This is a genomic window from Corynebacterium sphenisci DSM 44792, assembly GCF_001941505.1.
Lineage (GTDB): Bacteria > Actinomycetota > Actinomycetes > Mycobacteriales > Mycobacteriaceae > Corynebacterium > Corynebacterium sphenisci.
This window is the reverse complement of sequence record NZ_CP009248.1, coordinates 2,397,502-2,415,664: the sequence shown is the minus strand read 5'-3', so window position 1 is coordinate 2,415,664 and position 18,163 is coordinate 2,397,502. Positions and strand designations below refer to the sequence as shown.

Here is an 18,163-nt window from a genome sequence, read left to right as displayed (position 1 = left end):
GTTCCGGTGCGCACTCCCACCGTCGCCGACCTGGTCCGCCGGGGGGAGCTGGGCCTGCGTTTGCATACCTCGGCGGAGGTGGCGGAGCAGTCGGTGGTGCAGTGGGCGCACGCCATCGACCGCCCGGATGCGGCCCGGTGGGTGGCGCCGGGCACCCTGGTGCTCAGCGGCGGCTTCCAGATGGCCGAGGACTACGCCGGACTGGCCGCGGATCTAGATCGGCTGCACGCCGCTGGGGCGGCGGGCCTGGCCCTGGACGCCGCCGGCCGTTGGCCGGAGGTGCCCGCCGCGTTGGTGCGCCGCGGTACGGAGTTGGGTGTGCCGGTGCTCTCCGTGGCCGCCGAGATCCCCTTCGCTACGGTGGTGCGCACCGTCGCCGAGGAGATCGTCGCCGCCCGGGTGCGGGCCCTGACCGCCCTGGTGGAGCGGCAGTCCCGGCTGACCCGGGCGATGCTCGCCGGGGGGCTTCCGGCGATGCTGCGCGAGGTCGCCGGGATGCTCGGCGCGGTGGCCGCGGTCGTCTCCGCCGAGGGGGTGGTGCTCGCCGCCGCCGGGGACGCCGCCGAGATCGCCGCAGCGCTGCCGGAGCCGCCCTTCACCCCGTCAGCCGGACCCTCCGCCCGCGGTGGCAGGGGCACCCGGATGGTGCTGCCGTTGGCCGGGGCCGAGGGCGAGGACCCCGGCGCAGGGCGTGGCGCCCTGGTGTTGGATACGGAGTCGCCGCCCGATGAGCTCGACCGGGTGCTCGCCGGGCATGTCGCCGCCCTGGCGGCGTTGTCGCTGGCCCGTTCCCGGGCGGTGCACGGGGTCGAGGAAGCGCTGCGCGCCGATGCCACGGCGGCGGTGGCGGCCGGGCGCACGCCCCCCGCCGAGCAGCTGGGCCTGTTCGGGCTTACCCCGCAGGCCGAGGTGCGCGCGGTGCTGGTGCACGGGGTGACGGGCCCGCCGGTGGCGGCGGTGCTGCGGGAGTCGGGGCGGGCGCACCTGCATGGCCCGGCCGCCGGCGGCCGGCTGGTGCTGCACGGCGGCGCCGATGATCTCGCCGAGGGACTGGCCGGGATTGACGGCGCCCGGGTGGGGGTGGGCTCGGCGATGCCGCTGGCCGCCGCGGTGTCCTCGCTGCGCCAGGCGGAGTTGGCGGTGCCGGCGGCCGGGGCGGTGGCGCGGGTGCGCCGGTTCACCGGGATGGCGGCCCATGAGCTGCTGCTCGGGCTGCTCGACGACCAGGCTGCGGAGCTGCTCGCCGCCGGGCTGCTGCGCCGGCTGGAGGAGCATGACGCGGCCACCGGGGAGGGCACCGTGGCCGCGGTGGAGGCATTCCTGGTCGCCAACGGCCGGGTGGAGGCGATGGCCCGGCGGCTGGGGGTGCACCGGCAGACCGCCCGGGCCCGGGTGGACCGGGTGGAGGCGGTACTCGACGCCAGCCTCGACGACCCGGATGTGCGCGCCGAGCTGTGGCTGGGGTTGCGCTCCCGGGCCGCGGCCCCGGCTCAGCCGCCCAGCTCCGGCGGCGGCAGCCGGTAGGCCGCCGGGGTCTCCGACAGCCGCAGCGGGTTCCGCACGGTGCGGGTGCCGCCGAGCTCCACCACCGGGTCCAGGCCCAGTTCGGTGGCGTAGTCGAAGGCGCCGGCGATGTCGTTGACCGGTCCGGCGGGCACCCCGGCGGCGGCGAGGTCGGCCGCCCAGTCGGCCGCGCCCCGGCGGGCCAGGGCGGTGGACACCAGCTCCTGCAGCGCCTCCCTGTGCCGCACCCGGTCCGGGTTGGTGGCGAAGCGGGGATCTTCGGTGAGCTCCGGTGCCCCGAGCACCCGCGCGAAACGGCGGAAGAGCCCGTCGTTGCCCACCGCCACCGCCAGCCGGCCCGCCGCGGTGGGGTAGACCTCGTAGGGGGCGATGGAGGGGTGCCGGTTGCCCATGGGGGTGGCCACCATCCCGGCGCCGAGATAAGCGGCGGCCTGGTTGACCAGGGAGGACAGTGAGCAGGAGAGCAGGTCGGTGGCGACCCGCTGGCCGCGCCCGGTACGGTCGCGGTGCCGTAGCGCGGCAAGCACCCCGATCGCCAGGTGCAGCCCGGTGAGCACATCAACCACGGCCACGCCGACCTTCACCTCCGCACCCGGGCCCTCCCCGGTGATCGACAGCAGCCCGCCGACGGCCTGCACCACCAGGTCGTAGCCGCCGAGGGTGGCGCCGGCGCCCTCCCCGAACCCGGATAGGGAGGCGTAGACCACCCGTGGATTGATCTTCCGGAGGTCCGCGTAGCCCAGGCCGAGCCGGTCCATGGTGCCGGGCCGGAAGTTCTCCACCACCACATCGGCGCGGGCGGCGAGCTCCCGGGCCCGGGCGGCGTCGGCGGGGTCGCCGAGGTCCAGCGCCACCGAGGTCTTGTTCCGGTTCACCCCGGTGAAGTAGGTGGCCCGCCCGTCCGGGCCATGCGGCGGACCCCAGGCACGGGTGTCGTCCCCGACCCCGGGACGCTCTACCTTCACCACCTCCGCACCGAGATCGGCGAGCAGCATGGTGGCGTAGGGCCCGGCGAGCACCCGGGAGAAGTCGGCTACCAGGATCCCGTCCAGCGCCCCGGTCGGGGTGTCCTCGGCGGTGCTCATCGGCGGCCTCCCGCGAGGTAGACGGTCACCGGGCGGGTGAAGAACTCCCGAGCCGCGCGGCCTTGCTCCCGCGGTCCGTACCCGGAGGCGCCGGCACCGCCGAAGGGCACATGCGGATCCGCCCCGGTGGTCGCCGAGTTCAGGTGCAGCACCCCGGTATCCAGCAGTTCCACGGCCCGCCCCATCGCGGTGGCGGAGTCGGTGAACACCGCCGCGGACAGGCCCAGCTCCCCGGCGTCGGCGGCGGCGAAGGCGGCCTCGGCGCCGTCGACGACGAGCACCGCGAGCACCGGGGCGAAGAGCTCCTCGACCCAGGCGGGGTTGGCCGCGTCCGGCACCCGTAGCACCGTCGGCTCCAGGAACCACCCGTCGGGGCAGTCCGCCGGGGCGGCGCCCTCCCCACCGGTGAGCAGCCAGGCTCCGGCATCGACCGCGGCGCGCACCCCGGATAGGGCCCGACTCCGAGCGTCGGCGCCGATCAGCGGGCCGAGGTCGACGCCCTCGGCCAGCGGATCCCCGAGAACCCGGGCGTCGGCGCCGGCCACGAGCTGCCGGATGAACTCCTCGGCCACCTCGCGCACTACCGCCACACGGGAGGTGGCGGTGCACTTCTGCCCGGCGGAGTCGAAGGCCCCGGCGAGCACCTGCGCCGCGGCCAGATCCAGATCCGCGTCCCCGAGCACCACCGCCGGGTTCTTACCGCCCAGCTCCGCCTGCACCGGCACTCCCCGGGCGGCGCAGGCCGCGGCGATGCTCCGACCCACCGCGGTGGAGCCGGTGAAGGACACCGCCGCCACGCGCGGGTCGGCCAGCAGCGGGTCCGTGTCCGGCGGCTCGGCGAGCACCAGGTTGAGCACCCCCGGCGGCAGCCCGGCCCGCTCCAGGGCCTCGGCGAGGCGCAGCGCGGGCAGCGCCGCCAGCGGGGAGGGCTTGAGAACCACCGTGTTGCCGTGCACCAGGGCGGGGGCGGCCTTCCACGCGGGGATCGCCACCGGGAAGTTGAAGGGGGTGATTAGACCGACCACGCCAAGGGGGCGGTGCAGTACCTCGATCCGCTCGCCGACCCGGGGGGAGTGGTGCACCTCCCCGGCGTCACGGCCGTCCTCCCCGGCGTGATAGTCGAGCACCGCGGCGGCCCGGGCGAATTCGGCGACGCCTTCGGCGCGGGTCTTGCCCTCCTCCGCGGCCAGCTCCGCGCCCCAGGCCTCGGCGTTGCCGCGCAGGATTGCCGCCGCGCCGCGCAGGATCGCGGCCCGTTCGGCGATCGGCCTCGCCGCCCAGTCGCCGGCGGCCGCCGCGGCGGCGTCGATGCCGGCGGTGACCTGGGCTGCGTCGGCGAGCCGGCCGACGCCGACGGTCTCCTCCGGCCGGGCCGGGTTCACCGAGCGCCACTGGGCGCCGGCGCCGGTCACCCGGGCCCCGCCGATGAGGTGGCGCAGTTTCACGGGGCCGCTCATCGGAACGCCGCCTCGCCGGTGAGCTCCTGACCGATGATGAGCTGGTGCATCTCCGCGGTGCCCTCGTAGGTGAGCACCGACTCCAGGTTGTTGGCGTGCCGGATCGGGGAATACTCGGTGGTGATCCCGGAGGCGCCGAGCAGGGTGCGGCAGGTCCGGGCGATGGCCAGTGCCTCCCGGGTGGAGTTCAGCTTGCCCAGGGAGATCGCCTGGTGCGGCAGCCGGCCGGCGTCTTTCATCCGGCCCAGCTGCAGCGCCAGCAGCAGCCCCTTGTCCAGCTCCAGGACCATGTCCGCGAGCTTGGCCTGGGTGAGTTGGTAGGCGGCCAGTGGCTTGTCGAACACCTCCCGGGCGGCGACGTAGTCGAGGGTCTGCTCGATGCAGTCCCGGGCGGCGCCGAGGGCGCCGAAGGTGATCCCGAACCGGGCCTCGTTGAGGCAGGACAGCGGTCCGCGCAACGAGGTCGCGCCGGGTAGCCGGGCGGAGTCGGGCACCCGCACCCCCTCCAGCACCAGCTCGGAGGTGATGGAAGCGCGCAGGGACATCTTCCGGCCGATGTCGTGGGTGGTGAACCCGGGGGTGCCGCGCTCCACCAGGAATCCGGCGTAGCCCTCGTCGACCCGGGCCCACACTACGGCGACATCGGCGCGGGAGCCGTTGGTGATCCATGTTTTCGCCCCGTCGAGCACCCAGTCGCCGCCGTCGCGGCGAGCGGTGGTGCGCATCCCGGCTGGGTTGGACCCGAAGTCGGGTTCGGTCAGCCCGAAGCAGCCGATGGCGCGGCCGGCGGCCATCTCCGGCAGCCAGTGGTTCCGCTGCTCCTCGCTGCCCCAGCGGTGGATGGCGTACATGGCCAGCGAGCCCTGCACGGAGACGAAGGAGCGCAGCCCGGAATCGACGGCCTCAAGTTCCAGACAGGCCAGGCCGTAGGCCACCGCGGAGGTGCCGGCGCAACCGTAGCCCTCGAGGTGCATGCCGAGAACCCCGATTTCGCCGAAGGCGGGGCCGAGGTCGTCGGGGATGTCGTGGGCCTCGAACCAGTCGGCCACGTGCGGGCGTAGCCGCTCGTCGCAGAAACCGCGGACGGTGTCGCGGATCATGCGCTCCTCCTCGGTGAGCAGCGCGTCGAAGTCAATCAGCTGATCGGGGGTGCGGGTCATCGGTCCTCCAGGGGGGTGGTGGGGTGGTCGGGATGGGGTCGGTGCCGGGGCTCCGGGTTCAGCGGGCCAGCTCCTCGACGAGCACGGCGAGGCCGGCGTCGAGCAGGTCGGCGCCGATGGTCAGCGGGGGCAGCAGCCGGATCACGTTGCCGTGGGTGCCGGCGGTGAGCGCGATCACGCCGCGGGCGGCGCAGCGGCGCACCGTCTCGGTGGTGCGCCCCGGGTCCGGGGAACCGTCGGCGGGGTCGACGATCTCGGCGGCGATCATGGCGCCGCGACCGCGGACCTCGGCGATCGCCGGGTTGTCCGCAGCGGCGGCGGACAGCGCCGCATGGGCGCGTTCGCCGATCCGGCGGGCGGCGGCGCACAGGTCCTCCTCGGCGACGATGTCAAGCACCGCGAGCGCCGCGGCGCAGGCCACCGGGTTACCGGCGTAGGTGCCGCCGATGCCGCCGGGGTGCGCCGAGTCCATCACCTCGGCTCGGCCCGTGACCGCGGCGATCGGCAGGCCACCGCCGAGGCCCTTGGCGGTGGTGATGAGGTCCGGGACGATGCCCTCGTGAGTGCAGGCGAAGAGGTCGCCGGTACGGGCGATGCCGGTCTGCACCTCGTCGGCGACGAGCAGGATGCCGCGCTCGCGGCAGAAGGCGGTGAGCTCGGCGAGGAAGCCCGGCGGGGGCACGATGAACCCGCCCTCGCCGCGGATTGGCTCGATCACCAGGCAGGCGACGTGGTCGGCCCCGAGCTGGTCGTCGACCAGGGCGCGCATCGCGGCCAGTGCCGCAGTCGCGGACACCCCGGCGCCGGGGGCGGGGGCGCGGTGCACCTCGGCGGGGAAGGGGCCGAAGCCGCGCTTGTAGGGGTCGGCCTTGGCGGTCATCGCCATGGTCAGCGCGGTGCGTCCGTGGAAGGCGTGGTCGAAGACCACCACGGCGCTGCGTCCGGTGTGCGCGCGGGCGTATTTCACCGCGTTCTCCAGGGCCTCCGCCCCGGTGGAGAACAGCGCGGTGCGCTTGGCATGGTCGCCGGGGGTCAGCGTGTTGAGCCGCTCGGCCAGCTCCAGGTAGCCGGGGTAGGGCTGGTTGAGGAAGCAGGTGTGGGTCAGCCGGCGGGCCTGCTCGGCCACCGCCGCGGCGACCCGGGGGTGCGCATTGCCCACCGTGGTGGTGGCGATGCCGCTGGCCAGGTCGATGAGCCGGTTGCCGTCGACGTCGACGACGATGCCGCCGCCGGCGCGCTCGGCCCAGGCCGGCTGGGTGGAGCGCAGGCCCGCGGGGAGTGCCTGGCGGGCGCGGGCGGCGAATTCGGCGGAGCGGGGTCCGGGGATGGCGGTGGCCAGGTGGTGGCTTTGCGCGATGTCGCCGGATGCGGTCATGGGCGCACTCCTTCTCGGGCGGCCCCGGTCGGGGGCGGTGGATGTGGTCTGGAACACACTGTGCGGACGGGAGGGGGGCTCCGCCATCGACATATTGGTGAGAGAAGCGAAATGAAATCGCCGATCCGTCGATTCCCGGTCCGGGGGGCCGGAATTACTGTGGCGCCCATCACATTTGACTCCCCGGGGCCCGGTGCCCCGGGATCGCGAAGGAGGCCCCCATGACCGAGCCGACCAACCGCACCGCGACCAGCCCACCGCCCTGCGCCACCGGGGAGCTGCAGCCGGACCTCTCCAAACGGCACCTGACAATGATCTCCATGGGCGGCACCATCGGCGCCGGCTTCTTCGTCGGGCTCTCCGGGCTCATCGTGGTCGCCGGGCCGGCGGCGATCCTGACCACCATGCTCGCCGGCGGGGTGGTCTACCTGGTGATGCGAATGCTCGGCGAGATGGCCGTAGCCCGGCCCTCCACCGGCTCCTTCGTCGACTACGCGCGGATGGCCCTGGGGCGTTGGGCGGGTTTCGCCACCGGCTGGTTGTACTGGTACTTCTGGGTGATCGTGGTCGGCATCGAGGCCGTCGTCGGCGGGGAGCTGATCGCACGCTGGGCACCCGGGATACCGCAGTGGGTGACCGCGGTGACCGTGCTGGTGGTCATGATCACGGTGAACCTGCTTTCCGTGCGAAGCTTCGGCGAAGCCGAGTACTGGTTCGCCGGGATCAAGGTCGTGGTCATCGCCGCGTTCATCCTCGCCGGTGTCGCCTACGCCCTCGGCGCCTGGACCGGTGCCGGGGAACCCGCCCGGGTCGGCAACCTGTGGTTGCACGGCGGTTTCACCCCGAACGGCGTCGGCGCCATCTTCGTCGGCGTGGTCACCGTGATCTTCTCCATGACCGGTGCAGAGCTGGTCACCATCGCCGCCGCGGAGTCGGCGCACCCGGCCGAGGCGATCCGGCGCACCACGCAGACCGTGGTGGTGCGTATCCTCGCCTTCTTTGTGATCTCCACCGCCCTGCTGGTGACCATCCTGCCCTGGGACTCCTATATCGCCGGGGTCTCGCCCTTCATCACCGCCCTGGACGCGATGGGCGTTCCCTTCGCCGCGGATCTGCTCAACCTCATCGTGCTGGTGGCGGTGCTGTCCTGTCTCAACGCGGGGCTGTACACGGCCAGCCGAATGATCTTCACCCAGGGCCGCAACGGCGATGCGCCGGCGTGGATGACCCGGGTCAACGCCCGCGGGGTGCCGATGGGCGGGATCCTCTTCTCCGCGCTGGTCGGCTTCACCTGTGTCGCCGCCGGCTACGTGTGGCCCGAGACGATCTTCCTCTACCTGGTGAACTCCTCCGGGGCGGTGGTGCTCTTCGTCTACGTGTTCATCGGGGTCTCCCAGCTGCGGCTGCGCCCCCTGCTGGAGCGCGAGCTCGCCGACCGCGGCGGTCTGCGTTTCCGGATGTTCGGCTATCCCCTGGTACCCGCCCTGGTCACCGTGCTGATCGTGGTGATCCTGGTGGCGATGGGCCTACGCCCGGAGACCCGGGCGGAGTTCACCCAGTCGCTGATCTCGCTGGCCGTTTTCGTCGCGATCGGGGTATTCCTGCAGCGCACCGGGATCCGCGGCTCCTACGAGGGTCTGCCCGCGGCGTTGCCGCCGGGGGTGGACGCAGAGGACTACTCGCCGGGCCGGGTCTACGAGACCCCCTGGCCGCGGACCCGTTTGGAGGGGGCGTCGTCATCGCGGGCCCGGCCGCGGGATTAGCCGGCCGGCTCAGCCGTCGATGGCGGCGATGGCCAGCGGGTCGGCGCCGGCGCGCATCAGCCCGGCGGCGGTGCCGCGCATCATCGCCGGGGAGCCGGCGAGCAGCACCCGGCGGCGCCGCCAGGCGCCGGTGCGGGCGGCGACGTCCACGGCCCGGCCGCGCCGGGCCAGCGGCGCCAGATGGTGCCGGCAGAAGGCGGTGGGCCAGGTGAAGCGGTCCTCGGTGCGGTCCTCCACCGCGGTGTCCAGGGTGAGGAAGCCGAGGCTGCGGGACAGCTCGGTCATGGTGCGCAGATCGTAGAGGCCGCCGGGGGTGCGCGCCCCGAGCACCAGGTGCATCCGGGGCGGGTCCCGGTGCTCGGCGGCGGCGAGGATCATCGCGCGCAGCGGGGCCAGGCCGGTGCCGCCGGCGATGAGCAGCATGTCCCGGGGCAGCAGGCCCAGGTGGTGCCGGCCGATGTCGGCGGCGCCGAAGCCGGCCGGGGGCCCGCCCGCGGGGCCGCTGATCCGCCAGTGGTCGCCGTGCCGGGCGGTGGCCAGGATCCTCGAGGCCCGGCCCCCGGGCACCACCCGGATGTGGAACTCGAGCAGGCCCTCCGGGTTGGCGGGCACCGCGGGGCTCAGCCGGCGGCGCAGCCCGCCCAGCCCCGGGCCGGTGACCTCCAGGTGCTGGCCGGGGGCGTAGTCGGGGCAGTCCGGGCAGTGCAGCCGCACCACGGTGACCTCGCGGGTGCGCCGCTGCGCCTCCAGCACCACGGCGGTGCCCGCCCGCCTCTCGTCCTCGCCGGTCACCGGCCCCTCCTCGGCTGTCTCGGGCCACCCTGCGGGGGCCGGCCCGGCCTGTTTCCCGTCATGATGGCACAGCCGCGTCCGCCCCCGGCCGGGGTCGACCCCGGCCGGGGTGGAGCGCTGACCGTCCTTCAGTGACCCGAATCACCAGCCACCCCCTACTTGAGTGGAACAGACTCAACCCTTGGCGCGTTGCATGGGGTGAACGCTTAGAATGGGCGGCCGTGGTTGAGCCGCGAAGGCTCAATGCGTCCGGTTCGCCCGGAACAGCCGGCCCACAGACGAAAGGACGGAAAGACAGTGTCGTTCACCCCGACCACGAAGACCAACGAGGCCCTGCAGGCCGCGTTGCAGTCGGCGTCCGCCGCCGGCAACCCCGACATCCGGCCCGGCCACCTGCTGGTGGCCCTGCTGGAGCAGTCCGAGGGCATCGCCGCGCCGCTGCTCACCGCCGCCGGCGTGGCCCCCGAGGGCGTGCTCACCCGCGCCCGCGAGCTCGTCGCCGGCTACCCGAAGGCCTCCGGCGCGAACCTCGCCAACCCCCAGTTCAACCGGGACGCGCTCAATGCGCTGACCTCCGCCGAGGAGCTCGCCGGGGAACTCGGCGACGAGTACGTCTCCGCGGAGGTGCTGCTCATCGGCATCGCCACCGGCGCCGCGGACGCCGCGGAGCTGCTGCAGTCCGCCGGGGCCACCCCGGAGGCGCTCAAGGGCGCGCTGACCAGCGTGCGCGGCAACCGCCGGGTCACCACCGAGGACCCCGAGGGCCAGTTCCAGGCCCTGGAGAAGTACGCCACCGACCTCACCGCCCGCGCCCGGGAGGGCAAGATCGACCCCGTGATCGGCCGCGACGCGGAGATCCGCCGGGTGGTGCAGGTGCTGTCCCGGCGCACCAAGAACAACCCGGTGCTCATCGGCGAGCCCGGCGTGGGCAAGACCGCGATCGTGGAGGGCCTGGCCCGCCGGATCGTGGAGGGCGACGTGCCCGAGTCGCTCAAGGGCAAGACCCTCATGGCCCTGGACCTGGGCTCCATGGTCGCCGGGGCGAAGTACCGCGGCGAATTCGAGGAGCGGCTCAAGGCGGTGCTCGACGAGATCAAGGACTCCGACGGGCAGATCGTCACCTTCATCGACGAGATCCACACCATCGTCGGCGCCGGCGCCACCGGCGAGGGCTCCATGGACGCGGGCAACATGATCAAGCCGATGCTCGCCCGCGGCGAACTGCGCCTGGTGGGCGCGACCACCCTCGACGAGTACCGCAAGTACATCGAGAAGGACGCCGCCCTGGAGCGCCGCTTCCAGCAGGTCTTCGCCGCCGAGCCCTCCGTGGAGGACACCGTGGGCATCCTGCGCGGGCTCAAGGAGCGCTACGAGGTGCACCACGGCGTGCGGATCACCGACTCCGCCCTGGTCGCCGCGGCCACCCTCTCCGACCGCTACATCACCTCCCGCTTCCTGCCGGACAAGGCCATCGACCTCGTCGACGAGGCCGCCAGCCGGCTGCGCATGGAGATCGACTCCTCCCCGGAGGAGATCGACTCCGCCGAGCGCATCGTGCGCCGCCTGGAGATCGAGGAGATGGCCCTGGAGAAGGAGACCGACGCCGCCAGCGCGGAGCGCCTGGAGAAGCTGCGCGAGGAGCTCGCCGACGAGCGGGAGAAGCTCACCCAGCTGAGCACCCGCTGGCAGAACGAGCGCTCCTCCATCGACGAGGTGCGCAAGGTCCGCGAGGAGCTCGACGGGCTGCGCACCGAATCCGACAAGGCCGAGCGCGAGGGCGACTACGGCCGGGTCGCGGAGCTGCGCTACGGGCGGATCCCGGAGCTGGAGAAGCGCCTGGCCGCCGCCGAGGAGAAGATCGGCGAGGACGGCTCGGATGCCGACGCCATGCTCAAGGAGGAGGTCACCACCCAGGAGGTCGCCGAGGTGGTCTCCGCCTGGACCGGGATCCCCGCCGGCAAGATGATGCAGGGCGAGACCGAGAAGCTGCTCGCCATGGAGCAGGTCCTCGCCGGCCGGGTGGTCGGCCAGGAGGAGGCCGTCGCCGCGGTCTCCGACGCGGTGCGCCGCACCCGGGCCGGGGTCTCCGACCCGAACCGGCCCACCGGCTCCTTCCTCTTCCTCGGCCCCACCGGCGTCGGCAAGACCGAGCTGGCCAAGGCCCTGGCGGAGTTCCTCTTCGACGATGAGCGCGCCATGGTGCGCATCGACATGAGCGAGTACGGGGAGAAGCACTCCGTGGCCCGGCTCATCGGGGCGCCCCCCGGCTACGTCGGCTACGACGCCGGCGGCCAGCTCACCGAGGCGGTGCGCCGCCGGCCGTACACGGTGGTGCTCTTCGACGAGGTGGAGAAGGCCCACCAGGACGTCTTCGACGTGCTGCTGCAGGTCCTCGACGAGGGCCGGCTCACCGACGGCCAGGGCCGCACCGTGGACTTCCGCAACACCATCCTCATCCTCACCTCGAACCTGGGCGCCGGCGGCGACCGGGAGCAGGTGATGGCGGCGGTGAAGGCGGCGTTCAAGCCGGAGTTCATCAACCGGCTCGACGACGTGGTGGTCTTCGACGCGCTGAGCACCGGCCAGCTGCGCGGGATCGTGGACCTCCAGATCGCGCAGCTCGCCGAGCGGCTCGCCCAGCGCCGGCTCACCCTGGACGTCGCCGACGGGGCCAAGGACTGGCTCGCCGAGCGCGGCTACGACCCCGCCTACGGCGCCCGGCCGCTGCGCCGCCTGGTGCAGAAGGCGATCGGCGATGAGCTGGCCCGCCGGCTGCTCGCCGGGGACGTCCGCGACGGCGACCGGGTGGAGGTGCACGTCGCCGAGGACGGCGAGCATCTCGCGGTCACCGGCTACGACGAGGAGGGCGAGCCCCGGGTGACCGCCGAATAGGCCCCCGCCGCACCCGCCGGCACGGCGGCGCCCCGGCCCCGAGGGGGCCGGGGCGCCGCGCCGATCCGGGTCCGGGCCCGGCTGCTAGATGCCGACCCTCCGGGAGGTGGTCAGCTTCGCGTTGAAGAAGCGGGTCACCCAGTTCGGGGAGAAATGCGCCCCCGCGTAGAGCGCCTTGGCCTGCAGGCCCACCGGGAAATGCACCTTCGTCGGCGCCTTGGAGGCGAGGTTGTCGTGGTCGATGCAGCGCACGATCTCCTGCGCCACGTCCTCGGGGGTGAGCTTCACGCCCATCCGGCGCATCCCGCCGACGTCCACCCCGTCGAGCATCCCGGTGTTGGTGAACAGCGGCCAGACCGCCTTGACCTCGATGCCGTGCTCCAGCCACTCCACCTCCAGGGCCTCGGTGGCCCCGCGCACGGCGAACTTGGTGGTGGAGTACACGGCGAGATCCGGGGTGCCGTAGATCGCCGCCGCCGAGGAGATGGACACCATCTGCGCCCGCCCGCCGGCGGCCCGGGTCGCCTTGAGATGCGGGAAGGCCGCCCGCGCCCCGTAGAGCACCCCCTTGACGTTGACGTCCACGATCATGGAGTCGCCCTTGTAGGAGTTGTCCATGAACTCCCCGCCGAAGAGGATGCCCGCGTTGTTCACCAGCAGGTTCAGCCCGCCGGCGGCCGCGGTGAACTCCGCCAGCGCGGCCTCCCAGCTCTCCGGGTCGGTGACGTCGAGGTGGCCGGGCACGGCGCCGCGGACGTCCGCGGCCCAGGACTGGTCCCCGGAGACGTCGTAGACGCCGACGGTCCAGCCGTCGGCGAGCAGCAGTTCCGCGGTGCGGCGGCCGATGCCGCGGCCCGCGCCGGTGATGAGGGCGGTCTTCTTCGTGGTCATGCGGCAAGGGTATAGGTTCGGCTCACCTCGCGGAACCCCTTCGCCGCGGTGACCGGGATCTCAGCCGGGCCCCCGGCGTGAGCTCCTCCGCGCGGCATCGCCGACCGGCGGAAACGTGCCTAGACTGCGCCACATGAGCACTTGCCTGACCCCCGAGGACCTGGACGGCCTCATCAACTCCGTCCACCGGGTCGCGGTCATCGACACCCGATGGAGCCGCGATCGCGCCGCGTACGACCACTACACCATGGCGCATATCCCGCTGGCCCTGTTCTGCGACCCGGCCTCCGATCTCGCCGGGGTGCCGGACCGGGCCCGAGGTCGCAACCCGCTGCCGGATCCGGAGCGGGTGCAGGAGGCGGTGCACCGGTGGGGCCTGGACGCCGACCACGAGGTGGTGGTCTACGACTCCGGGGACGGGCTCTTCGCCGCCCGGGCCTGGTGGATCCTCACCTGGGCGGGGCTGACCCGGGTGCGCACCCTGGTCGGCGGGCTCGCCGCCTGGGAGGCGCAGGGCCGGGCCACCGCGGGCGGGCCCGGTAACCTGCCCCAGTCCGGCGGGGCCCGGATCCGCCCCGGCCGGCTGCCGGTGGCGGACATGGCCGAGGTCCGGGACTGGCCGGGGCGCGGGGTGCTCGTCGACGCCCGGCAGCGCAGCCGCTACGACGGGATCCGGGAGCGGATGGACCTGCAGGCCGGGCACATCCCCGGGGCGGTGAGCATCCCGGTGGCGGAGCTGATGGACGGGCCCGCCTTCCTGCCCGCGGAGCGGATCCGGGCCCGCCTGGCCGAGGCCGGGATCGACGCGGACACCCCGGTGGCGGTGTACTCCGGCTCCGGGCTGCACTCGGCGCTGTTCATCCAGGCGATGCACGAGGCGGGCCTGCCCGGGGCCTCGCTCTACGTCGGCGGTTGGTCGCAGTGGGCCGGGGATCCGGCGAACCCGATCGTGCGCAAGTAGCCCCGCCGCGGTGCGGCGCCGGGGCCGGGGGCGCCCGCGCCTATAGAATCGCCGGTGATGGAAACTATCGTGCTCCTGCTGGCCGTCCTGCTCATCGTGGCGGGCGTGGCGCTGTTCATCCTGGACTCCCGGCGCCGCGGCCGCCCCGCCGCCGAGGCCCGCCGGGGCGCCGCCCCGGCCGGGCCCCCGGGGGCGGCCCCGGACCGGACCGCGGATCCCGCGCGGGGCGACGGCGCCGCCGACGCCGCCGATGCGGGGGCCCCGGCCGATTCCGATGCCCCGCCGGCGGAGTCCGCGGAGGCCCCCGACCCCGGACCGGTTCCGGAGGCCGCGGAGGCCCCCGAGCCCGAACCGGTTCCGGAGGCCCTGCCCGAGCCCGAGCCGGTTCCGGAGACCGGGGCCGATGCCGCCCCCGATACGCCGCCGGCCGCCGCGGAGCCGGCGGAGGAGCCCGCCCCGGAGCCGGAACCCGCGGTCGACCCCGCCCCGCCGGCGGAGGAGCCCGCCGGGCCCGCCCCCGCAGCCGATGCGGGGCCCGCGGCCCCCGCCGCCGATGCCGCCGCCGGGACCGGGGAGGACCCGGACCCGGAGTCGGTGCCGGCGCTCATCCGGCCCACCCCGGCCGCCGCCGGCGAGGACGATTTCGAGGAGTGGCTCACCGACCCGCATGTGCCGGTGGTGCCCGATTCCGCGGTGCCGGAGCAGGTGGCCGAGCCGATGGCCCGGGCCATCGACGCCGACGCCGGCGCCGAGGCCCCGCCCGCCGGGGAACCCGCCGCACCGGCGGAGCCGACCGGGCCGGATGCGCCGGCCGCGCCCCGGGTAATCCGGCTGCCCCGGCTGCCCCGGGTGGGCCGGCCCGCCCGGGTGCCCCGCCCGCCGCGGCTGCCGCGGCCCCCGGAGGCCGTCGCCGCCGCGCTCGGCGGGATCGCCGGCCGGCTGCGGCCCGCGCCCGGCGGCCGCCGGGCCCGCAAGGCCTGGGCGGCGCAGCGCAACGCCGGCTTCGCCACCGCCGACCCGGCCCTGGCCGGGCAGTGGGGCCGGGTGCCCGAGGGGCAGGCCCGGGACGTGGTCAGCGGGTTCGCGCACGGCCGGGAGATGCACCTGGCCGATGTCGGCGGCACCACCGTACTGGCGCTGCGCCGGCCGGTGGGCTCACCGGAGGTGCTGGAGTTCTCCCGGGACGGCGGCGCCGATCTCCGGGAGGTCGGGGTGGAGGACGGGGTGCTGGTCTCCGCCGGCGACCCCGAGCTCATCCACCGGATCTTCGACGACCGGGCGCACCGGGTGCTGCGCCGGATGCCGCCGGCGGTCACCGCCCAGTGGGCGGAGGGCGACTGGGCGATCTCCGCCCTCGCCGAGGGCGCCGGTCCCGCGGACTGGGACGCGGCGGTGGACCAGCTCGCCGAATTCGCCGACATCGTCCGGCGGCTGCCGCCCACCCCGGGGGAGACCGGGGAACTCGACCCGGCCGGCTGGGGGCCGACCCGGCCCGCGGCCGATGACGCCGAGGAGCACCGCGAACCCGGCGGGCACCTGGTCGGGCTGCCCGCGGGCGCCCCGGCGCGGGAGCACCGCGAGGGCGAGGAGGAGGACCCGGTGTGGCGGCCCGCCCCGGAGACCGCCCCGGAGCCGGTGGAGCTGCCCACCCGCAGCATCGGCACCCGGCGCGGCGAGGGCGAGTTCCGCGGCATCGGCGAGGCCGACGCGGATCTGCCCGCCCTCGGCGAGGACCCGGGGCACACCCGGGCGCGCAGCACCGCCGGGCGGGTGATCCGGGAGGATGATGCCGCCGCCGCGGACATCTTCGCCGCCGCCCTGGACGGCCCCGCCGGGGACGCCGACGCGGCGGGGGAGCACCCCGCCGCCGATGCCGCCGCCGCGGATGCGGCGCCCGCCGAATCGGCCGGGGACGCCGACGGCCCCGGCGAGCCCGCACGGGACGCCGACGCCCCGGAGGCCGGCGCCGCCGGGGACGCGATCGTCGACGTCGAGATCCTCGGGGACGAGGGGGCGGATCGGCCGGACGCCGGGTCCGATTCCGGGGAGGCCGCCGCGGCGCCGGCGGCGGAGCCCGAGGACGCCGACGACGGCAGCGGGGCCCCGGCCGGGGTGGACGACCCCGCCGATCCGGACGGGCCGCGGACCCCCGGCGCCGACCCGGCATAATCGTCCCCGGCGGCGAAGGCCGCCGCCGACACAGGAGGAGCCCATGAACGCACCCGCCGTCGACGAGGCCGCCCGCCGCCGCCTCGCGGAACTCGTCCGGGACCTGGCCGTGGTGCACGGCCGGGTCACCCTGTCCTCCGGCAAGGAGGCCGACTACTACGTCGACCTGCGCCGGGCCACCCTGCAGCACGAGGCCGCGCCGCTCATCGGCGCGCTGCTGCGCGAGCTCACCGCCGACTGGGACTACGCCGCCGTCGGCGGGCTCACCCTCGGCGCGGACCCGGTGGCCGCCGCCGTGCTGCACGCCCCCGGCCGGGACATCGACGCCTTCGTGGTGCGCAAGGAGGCCAAGCGGCACGGCATGCAGCGCCGGATCGAGGGCGCCGACGTCGCCGGGGCCCGGGTGCTCGTCGTGGAGGACACCACCACCACCGGCAACTCCCCGCTCACCGCGGTCGCCGCGCTGCGCGAGGCCGGCGCCGAGGTGGTCGGGGTGGCCACCGTGGTGGACCGGGCCACCGGGGCGGCGGACGTGATCCGCGAGGCCGGCCTGGAGTACCGGCACCTGCTCGGCCTGTCCGACCTGGGCCTGGCCTGATGGCGCGGGGCGACCGCCGCGCCGGGCTGCTCGCCCGGGCCGATCTGCCCGGCCGGGCGGCCTCCGCGGCCGGGGCCGCCGGGGCGGCGGTGGCCCGCGCCGGGCGGGAGCCCGAGCGGGCCGGCTACCTCGCCGCGCACGCGACCTGCGTGGCCTCCTCGGCGCTGGGCCTGGAGCGGCCCCGCCGGGTGTCCAAGACGCTGCTCATGCCGCTGCTGGCCGGCTCCGTGCTGCGCCGGCGCCGCCGGATCGGCGCCCCCGGGGCGGGCGCGCTGCTCACCGGGCTGGGCCTGGCCTGGGCGGGGGATCTGGTGCTGCTGCCGGAGCGCCCGGACCTCAACCGGGGCGCGGTGCCCTTCGCCGGGGCGCACGCCCTCCACCAGTGGCTGATGCACCGGGCCGGGGCCCGGCACGCCCCGGCGCGGGCGCTGCCGCGGGCGCTGGCCTGGGCGGGCGCGGCCGCGCTGGTCGCCCGCCGCGCCCCGGCGCTGCTGCCGGCGGCGCTCGGCTACGGGGCGGTGCTGGCGGCCAGCTCCGCGCTCGGCGACGACCGGGCGCTGCTCGCCGGCGCCGGGCCGGCGGACCTTGCCGCGACCCCGTTGCCGCGGGCCGACGCCCGGCACGGCATCGGCGCCGGGGCGAACCTGTTCCTGCTCTCCGACGGGCTGCTGCTGGCCCGCGCCGCCCTCGCCGACCCCGGCTCGGCCGCCGCCCGGCTGCTGGACGCGGCGGTGATGGACACCTACGCCACCGCGCAGCTGCTGCTCGTCGACGGCCTGGCCCGCGCCGAGGAGGCCCGCGCCGAGGGGGGTCGCCGGTGACCGCGCCGACCCCCGGGCCCGGGCCCACCGAATGGGGCGAGCCTCGGGTGGGGGTGGGCCCCTGGGCGGAGGAGCATCCCGGGACCCCGGTGCCGCAGGACCCCCGCTACGACCCGGAGCTGCTCGCCGGGGGCGACCGGCGCAACGTGGTCGACGCCTACCGGTACTGGCGGCGGGAGGCGATCATCGCCGACATCGACGCCCGCCGGCACCCGCTGCACATCGCGATCGAGAACTTCGGCCACGACGCCAACATCGGCACCGTGGTGCGCACCGCGAACGCCTTCGCCGCGGCGGCGGTGCACATCATCGGCCGGCGCCGCTGGAACCGGCGCGGGGCGATGGTCACCGACCGCTACCAGCATCTGCTGCACCACGCCGACGTGGCCGCCGCGGTGGCCTGGGCCCGGGAGCGCGGCCTGGCGGTGGTGGCGGTGGACAACGTGCCCGGTTCGGTGCCCCTGGAGGCCACCCGGCTGCCCCGGGAGACGATGCTGCTCTTCGGCCAGGAGGGCCCGGGGGTGACCCCGGCGGCCCGGGCCGGGGCGGATCTCACCGTGTCCATCGCCCAGTACGGCTCCACCCGGTCCATCAACGCCGGGGTGGCCGCGGGTATCGCTATGCACGCCTGGGTGCGCGAGCACGCCGATCCCCGGTCGGCCTGGTGAGCCGGCC

General features: G+C 75.3%; 14 protein-coding genes. 8 read left to right on the top strand and 6 right to left on the bottom strand.

The window, feature by feature from the left end; genetic code table 11:
- Positions 1 to 6 precede the first annotated feature (6 nt).
- Positions 7 to 1,524, top strand: a complete 1,518-nt coding sequence (locus tag CSPHI_RS11945) for a PucR family transcriptional regulator (RefSeq protein ID WP_084210395.1) — start codon at positions 7 to 9, stop codon at positions 1,522 to 1,524.
- On the opposite strand, the gene CSPHI_RS11005 is transcribed toward CSPHI_RS11945, so the two are convergent.
- The 4 genes from CSPHI_RS11005 to gabT are packed head-to-tail and all read right to left on the bottom strand — an operon-like array spanning position 1,491 to position 6,601.
- Positions 1,491 to 2,609, bottom strand: a complete 1,119-nt coding sequence (locus CSPHI_RS11005) for a CaiB/BaiF CoA transferase family protein (RefSeq protein ID WP_075693285.1) — start codon at positions 2,607 to 2,609, stop codon at positions 1,491 to 1,493. The genes CSPHI_RS11945 and CSPHI_RS11005 overlap by 34 nt on opposite strands.
- Positions 2,606 to 4,066, bottom strand: coding sequence for an aldehyde dehydrogenase family protein (locus CSPHI_RS11000; protein WP_075693283.1), 1,461 nt, complete (start codon positions 4,064 to 4,066; stop codon positions 2,606 to 2,608). The genes CSPHI_RS11005 and CSPHI_RS11000 overlap by 4 nt, the downstream gene beginning before the upstream one ends.
- Positions 4,063 to 5,226: an acyl-CoA dehydrogenase family protein gene (locus tag CSPHI_RS10995; RefSeq protein WP_075693281.1), complete on the bottom strand. Its 1,164-nt coding sequence runs from the start codon at positions 5,224 to 5,226 to the stop codon at positions 4,063 to 4,065. The genes CSPHI_RS11000 and CSPHI_RS10995 overlap by 4 nt, the downstream gene beginning before the upstream one ends.
- 58 nt (positions 5,227 to 5,284) lie before the next feature.
- A complete protein-coding gene (gene gabT, locus CSPHI_RS10990) occupies positions 5,285 to 6,601 on the bottom strand; it encodes a 4-aminobutyrate--2-oxoglutarate transaminase (protein ID WP_075693279.1) in 1,317 nt (438 codons plus the stop codon).
- A gap of 221 nt (positions 6,602 to 6,822) precedes the next feature.
- Between gabT and CSPHI_RS10985 the strand changes: the two genes are divergently transcribed.
- Positions 6,823 to 8,364, top strand: a complete 1,542-nt coding sequence (locus tag CSPHI_RS10985; RefSeq protein WP_075693277.1) for an amino acid permease — start codon at positions 6,823 to 6,825, stop codon at positions 8,362 to 8,364.
- A gap of 9 nt (positions 8,365 to 8,373) precedes the next feature.
- Here CSPHI_RS10985 and CSPHI_RS10980 read toward each other — a convergent pair whose 3' ends face one another.
- Positions 8,374 to 9,156 carry an FAD-binding oxidoreductase gene (locus tag CSPHI_RS10980; RefSeq protein ID WP_075693275.1) on the bottom strand — a complete coding sequence of 261 codons (783 nt, stop codon included), beginning with the start codon at positions 9,154 to 9,156 and terminating at the stop codon, positions 8,374 to 8,376.
- A gap of 297 nt (positions 9,157 to 9,453) precedes the next feature.
- Here CSPHI_RS10980 and clpB point away from each other — a divergent pair, with 297 nt between their 5' ends.
- Positions 9,454 to 12,048: an ATP-dependent chaperone ClpB gene (gene clpB, locus CSPHI_RS10975; RefSeq protein WP_245803312.1), complete on the top strand. Its 2,595-nt coding sequence runs from the start codon at positions 9,454 to 9,456 to the stop codon at positions 12,046 to 12,048.
- Positions 12,049 to 12,132: 84 nt separating this feature from the next.
- On the opposite strand, the gene CSPHI_RS10970 is transcribed toward clpB, so the two are convergent.
- Positions 12,133 to 12,939, bottom strand: coding sequence for an SDR family oxidoreductase (locus tag CSPHI_RS10970; RefSeq protein ID WP_075693271.1), 807 nt, complete (start codon positions 12,937 to 12,939; stop codon positions 12,133 to 12,135).
- 133 nt (positions 12,940 to 13,072) lie between these two features.
- Between CSPHI_RS10970 and CSPHI_RS10965 the strand changes: the two genes are divergently transcribed.
- From CSPHI_RS10965 to CSPHI_RS10945, 5 genes are read left to right on the top strand one after another with little or no spacing between them, the layout of a single operon-like run.
- Positions 13,073 to 13,900, top strand: a complete 828-nt coding sequence (locus CSPHI_RS10965; protein ID WP_075693269.1) for a sulfurtransferase — start codon at positions 13,073 to 13,075, stop codon at positions 13,898 to 13,900.
- A gap of 57 nt (positions 13,901 to 13,957) precedes the next feature.
- A complete protein-coding gene (locus CSPHI_RS10960) occupies positions 13,958 to 16,069 on the top strand; it encodes a hypothetical protein (protein ID WP_075693268.1) in 2,112 nt (703 codons plus the stop codon).
- A gap of 43 nt (positions 16,070 to 16,112) precedes the next feature.
- Positions 16,113 to 16,667 (top strand): orotate phosphoribosyltransferase, encoded by a 555-nt coding sequence (gene pyrE / locus CSPHI_RS10955; protein ID WP_075693266.1) that lies wholly within the window; start codon positions 16,113 to 16,115, stop codon positions 16,665 to 16,667.
- A complete protein-coding gene (locus CSPHI_RS10950) occupies positions 16,667 to 17,488 on the top strand; it encodes a lysoplasmalogenase family protein (RefSeq protein ID WP_084210394.1) in 822 nt (273 codons plus the stop codon). The genes pyrE and CSPHI_RS10950 overlap by 1 nt, the downstream gene beginning before the upstream one ends.
- Positions 17,485 to 18,156 (top strand): TrmH family RNA methyltransferase, encoded by a 672-nt coding sequence (locus CSPHI_RS10945; RefSeq protein ID WP_075693264.1) that lies wholly within the window; start codon positions 17,485 to 17,487, stop codon positions 18,154 to 18,156. The genes CSPHI_RS10950 and CSPHI_RS10945 overlap by 4 nt, the downstream gene beginning before the upstream one ends.
- The last annotated feature ends 7 nt before the right edge of the window (positions 18,157 to 18,163 follow it).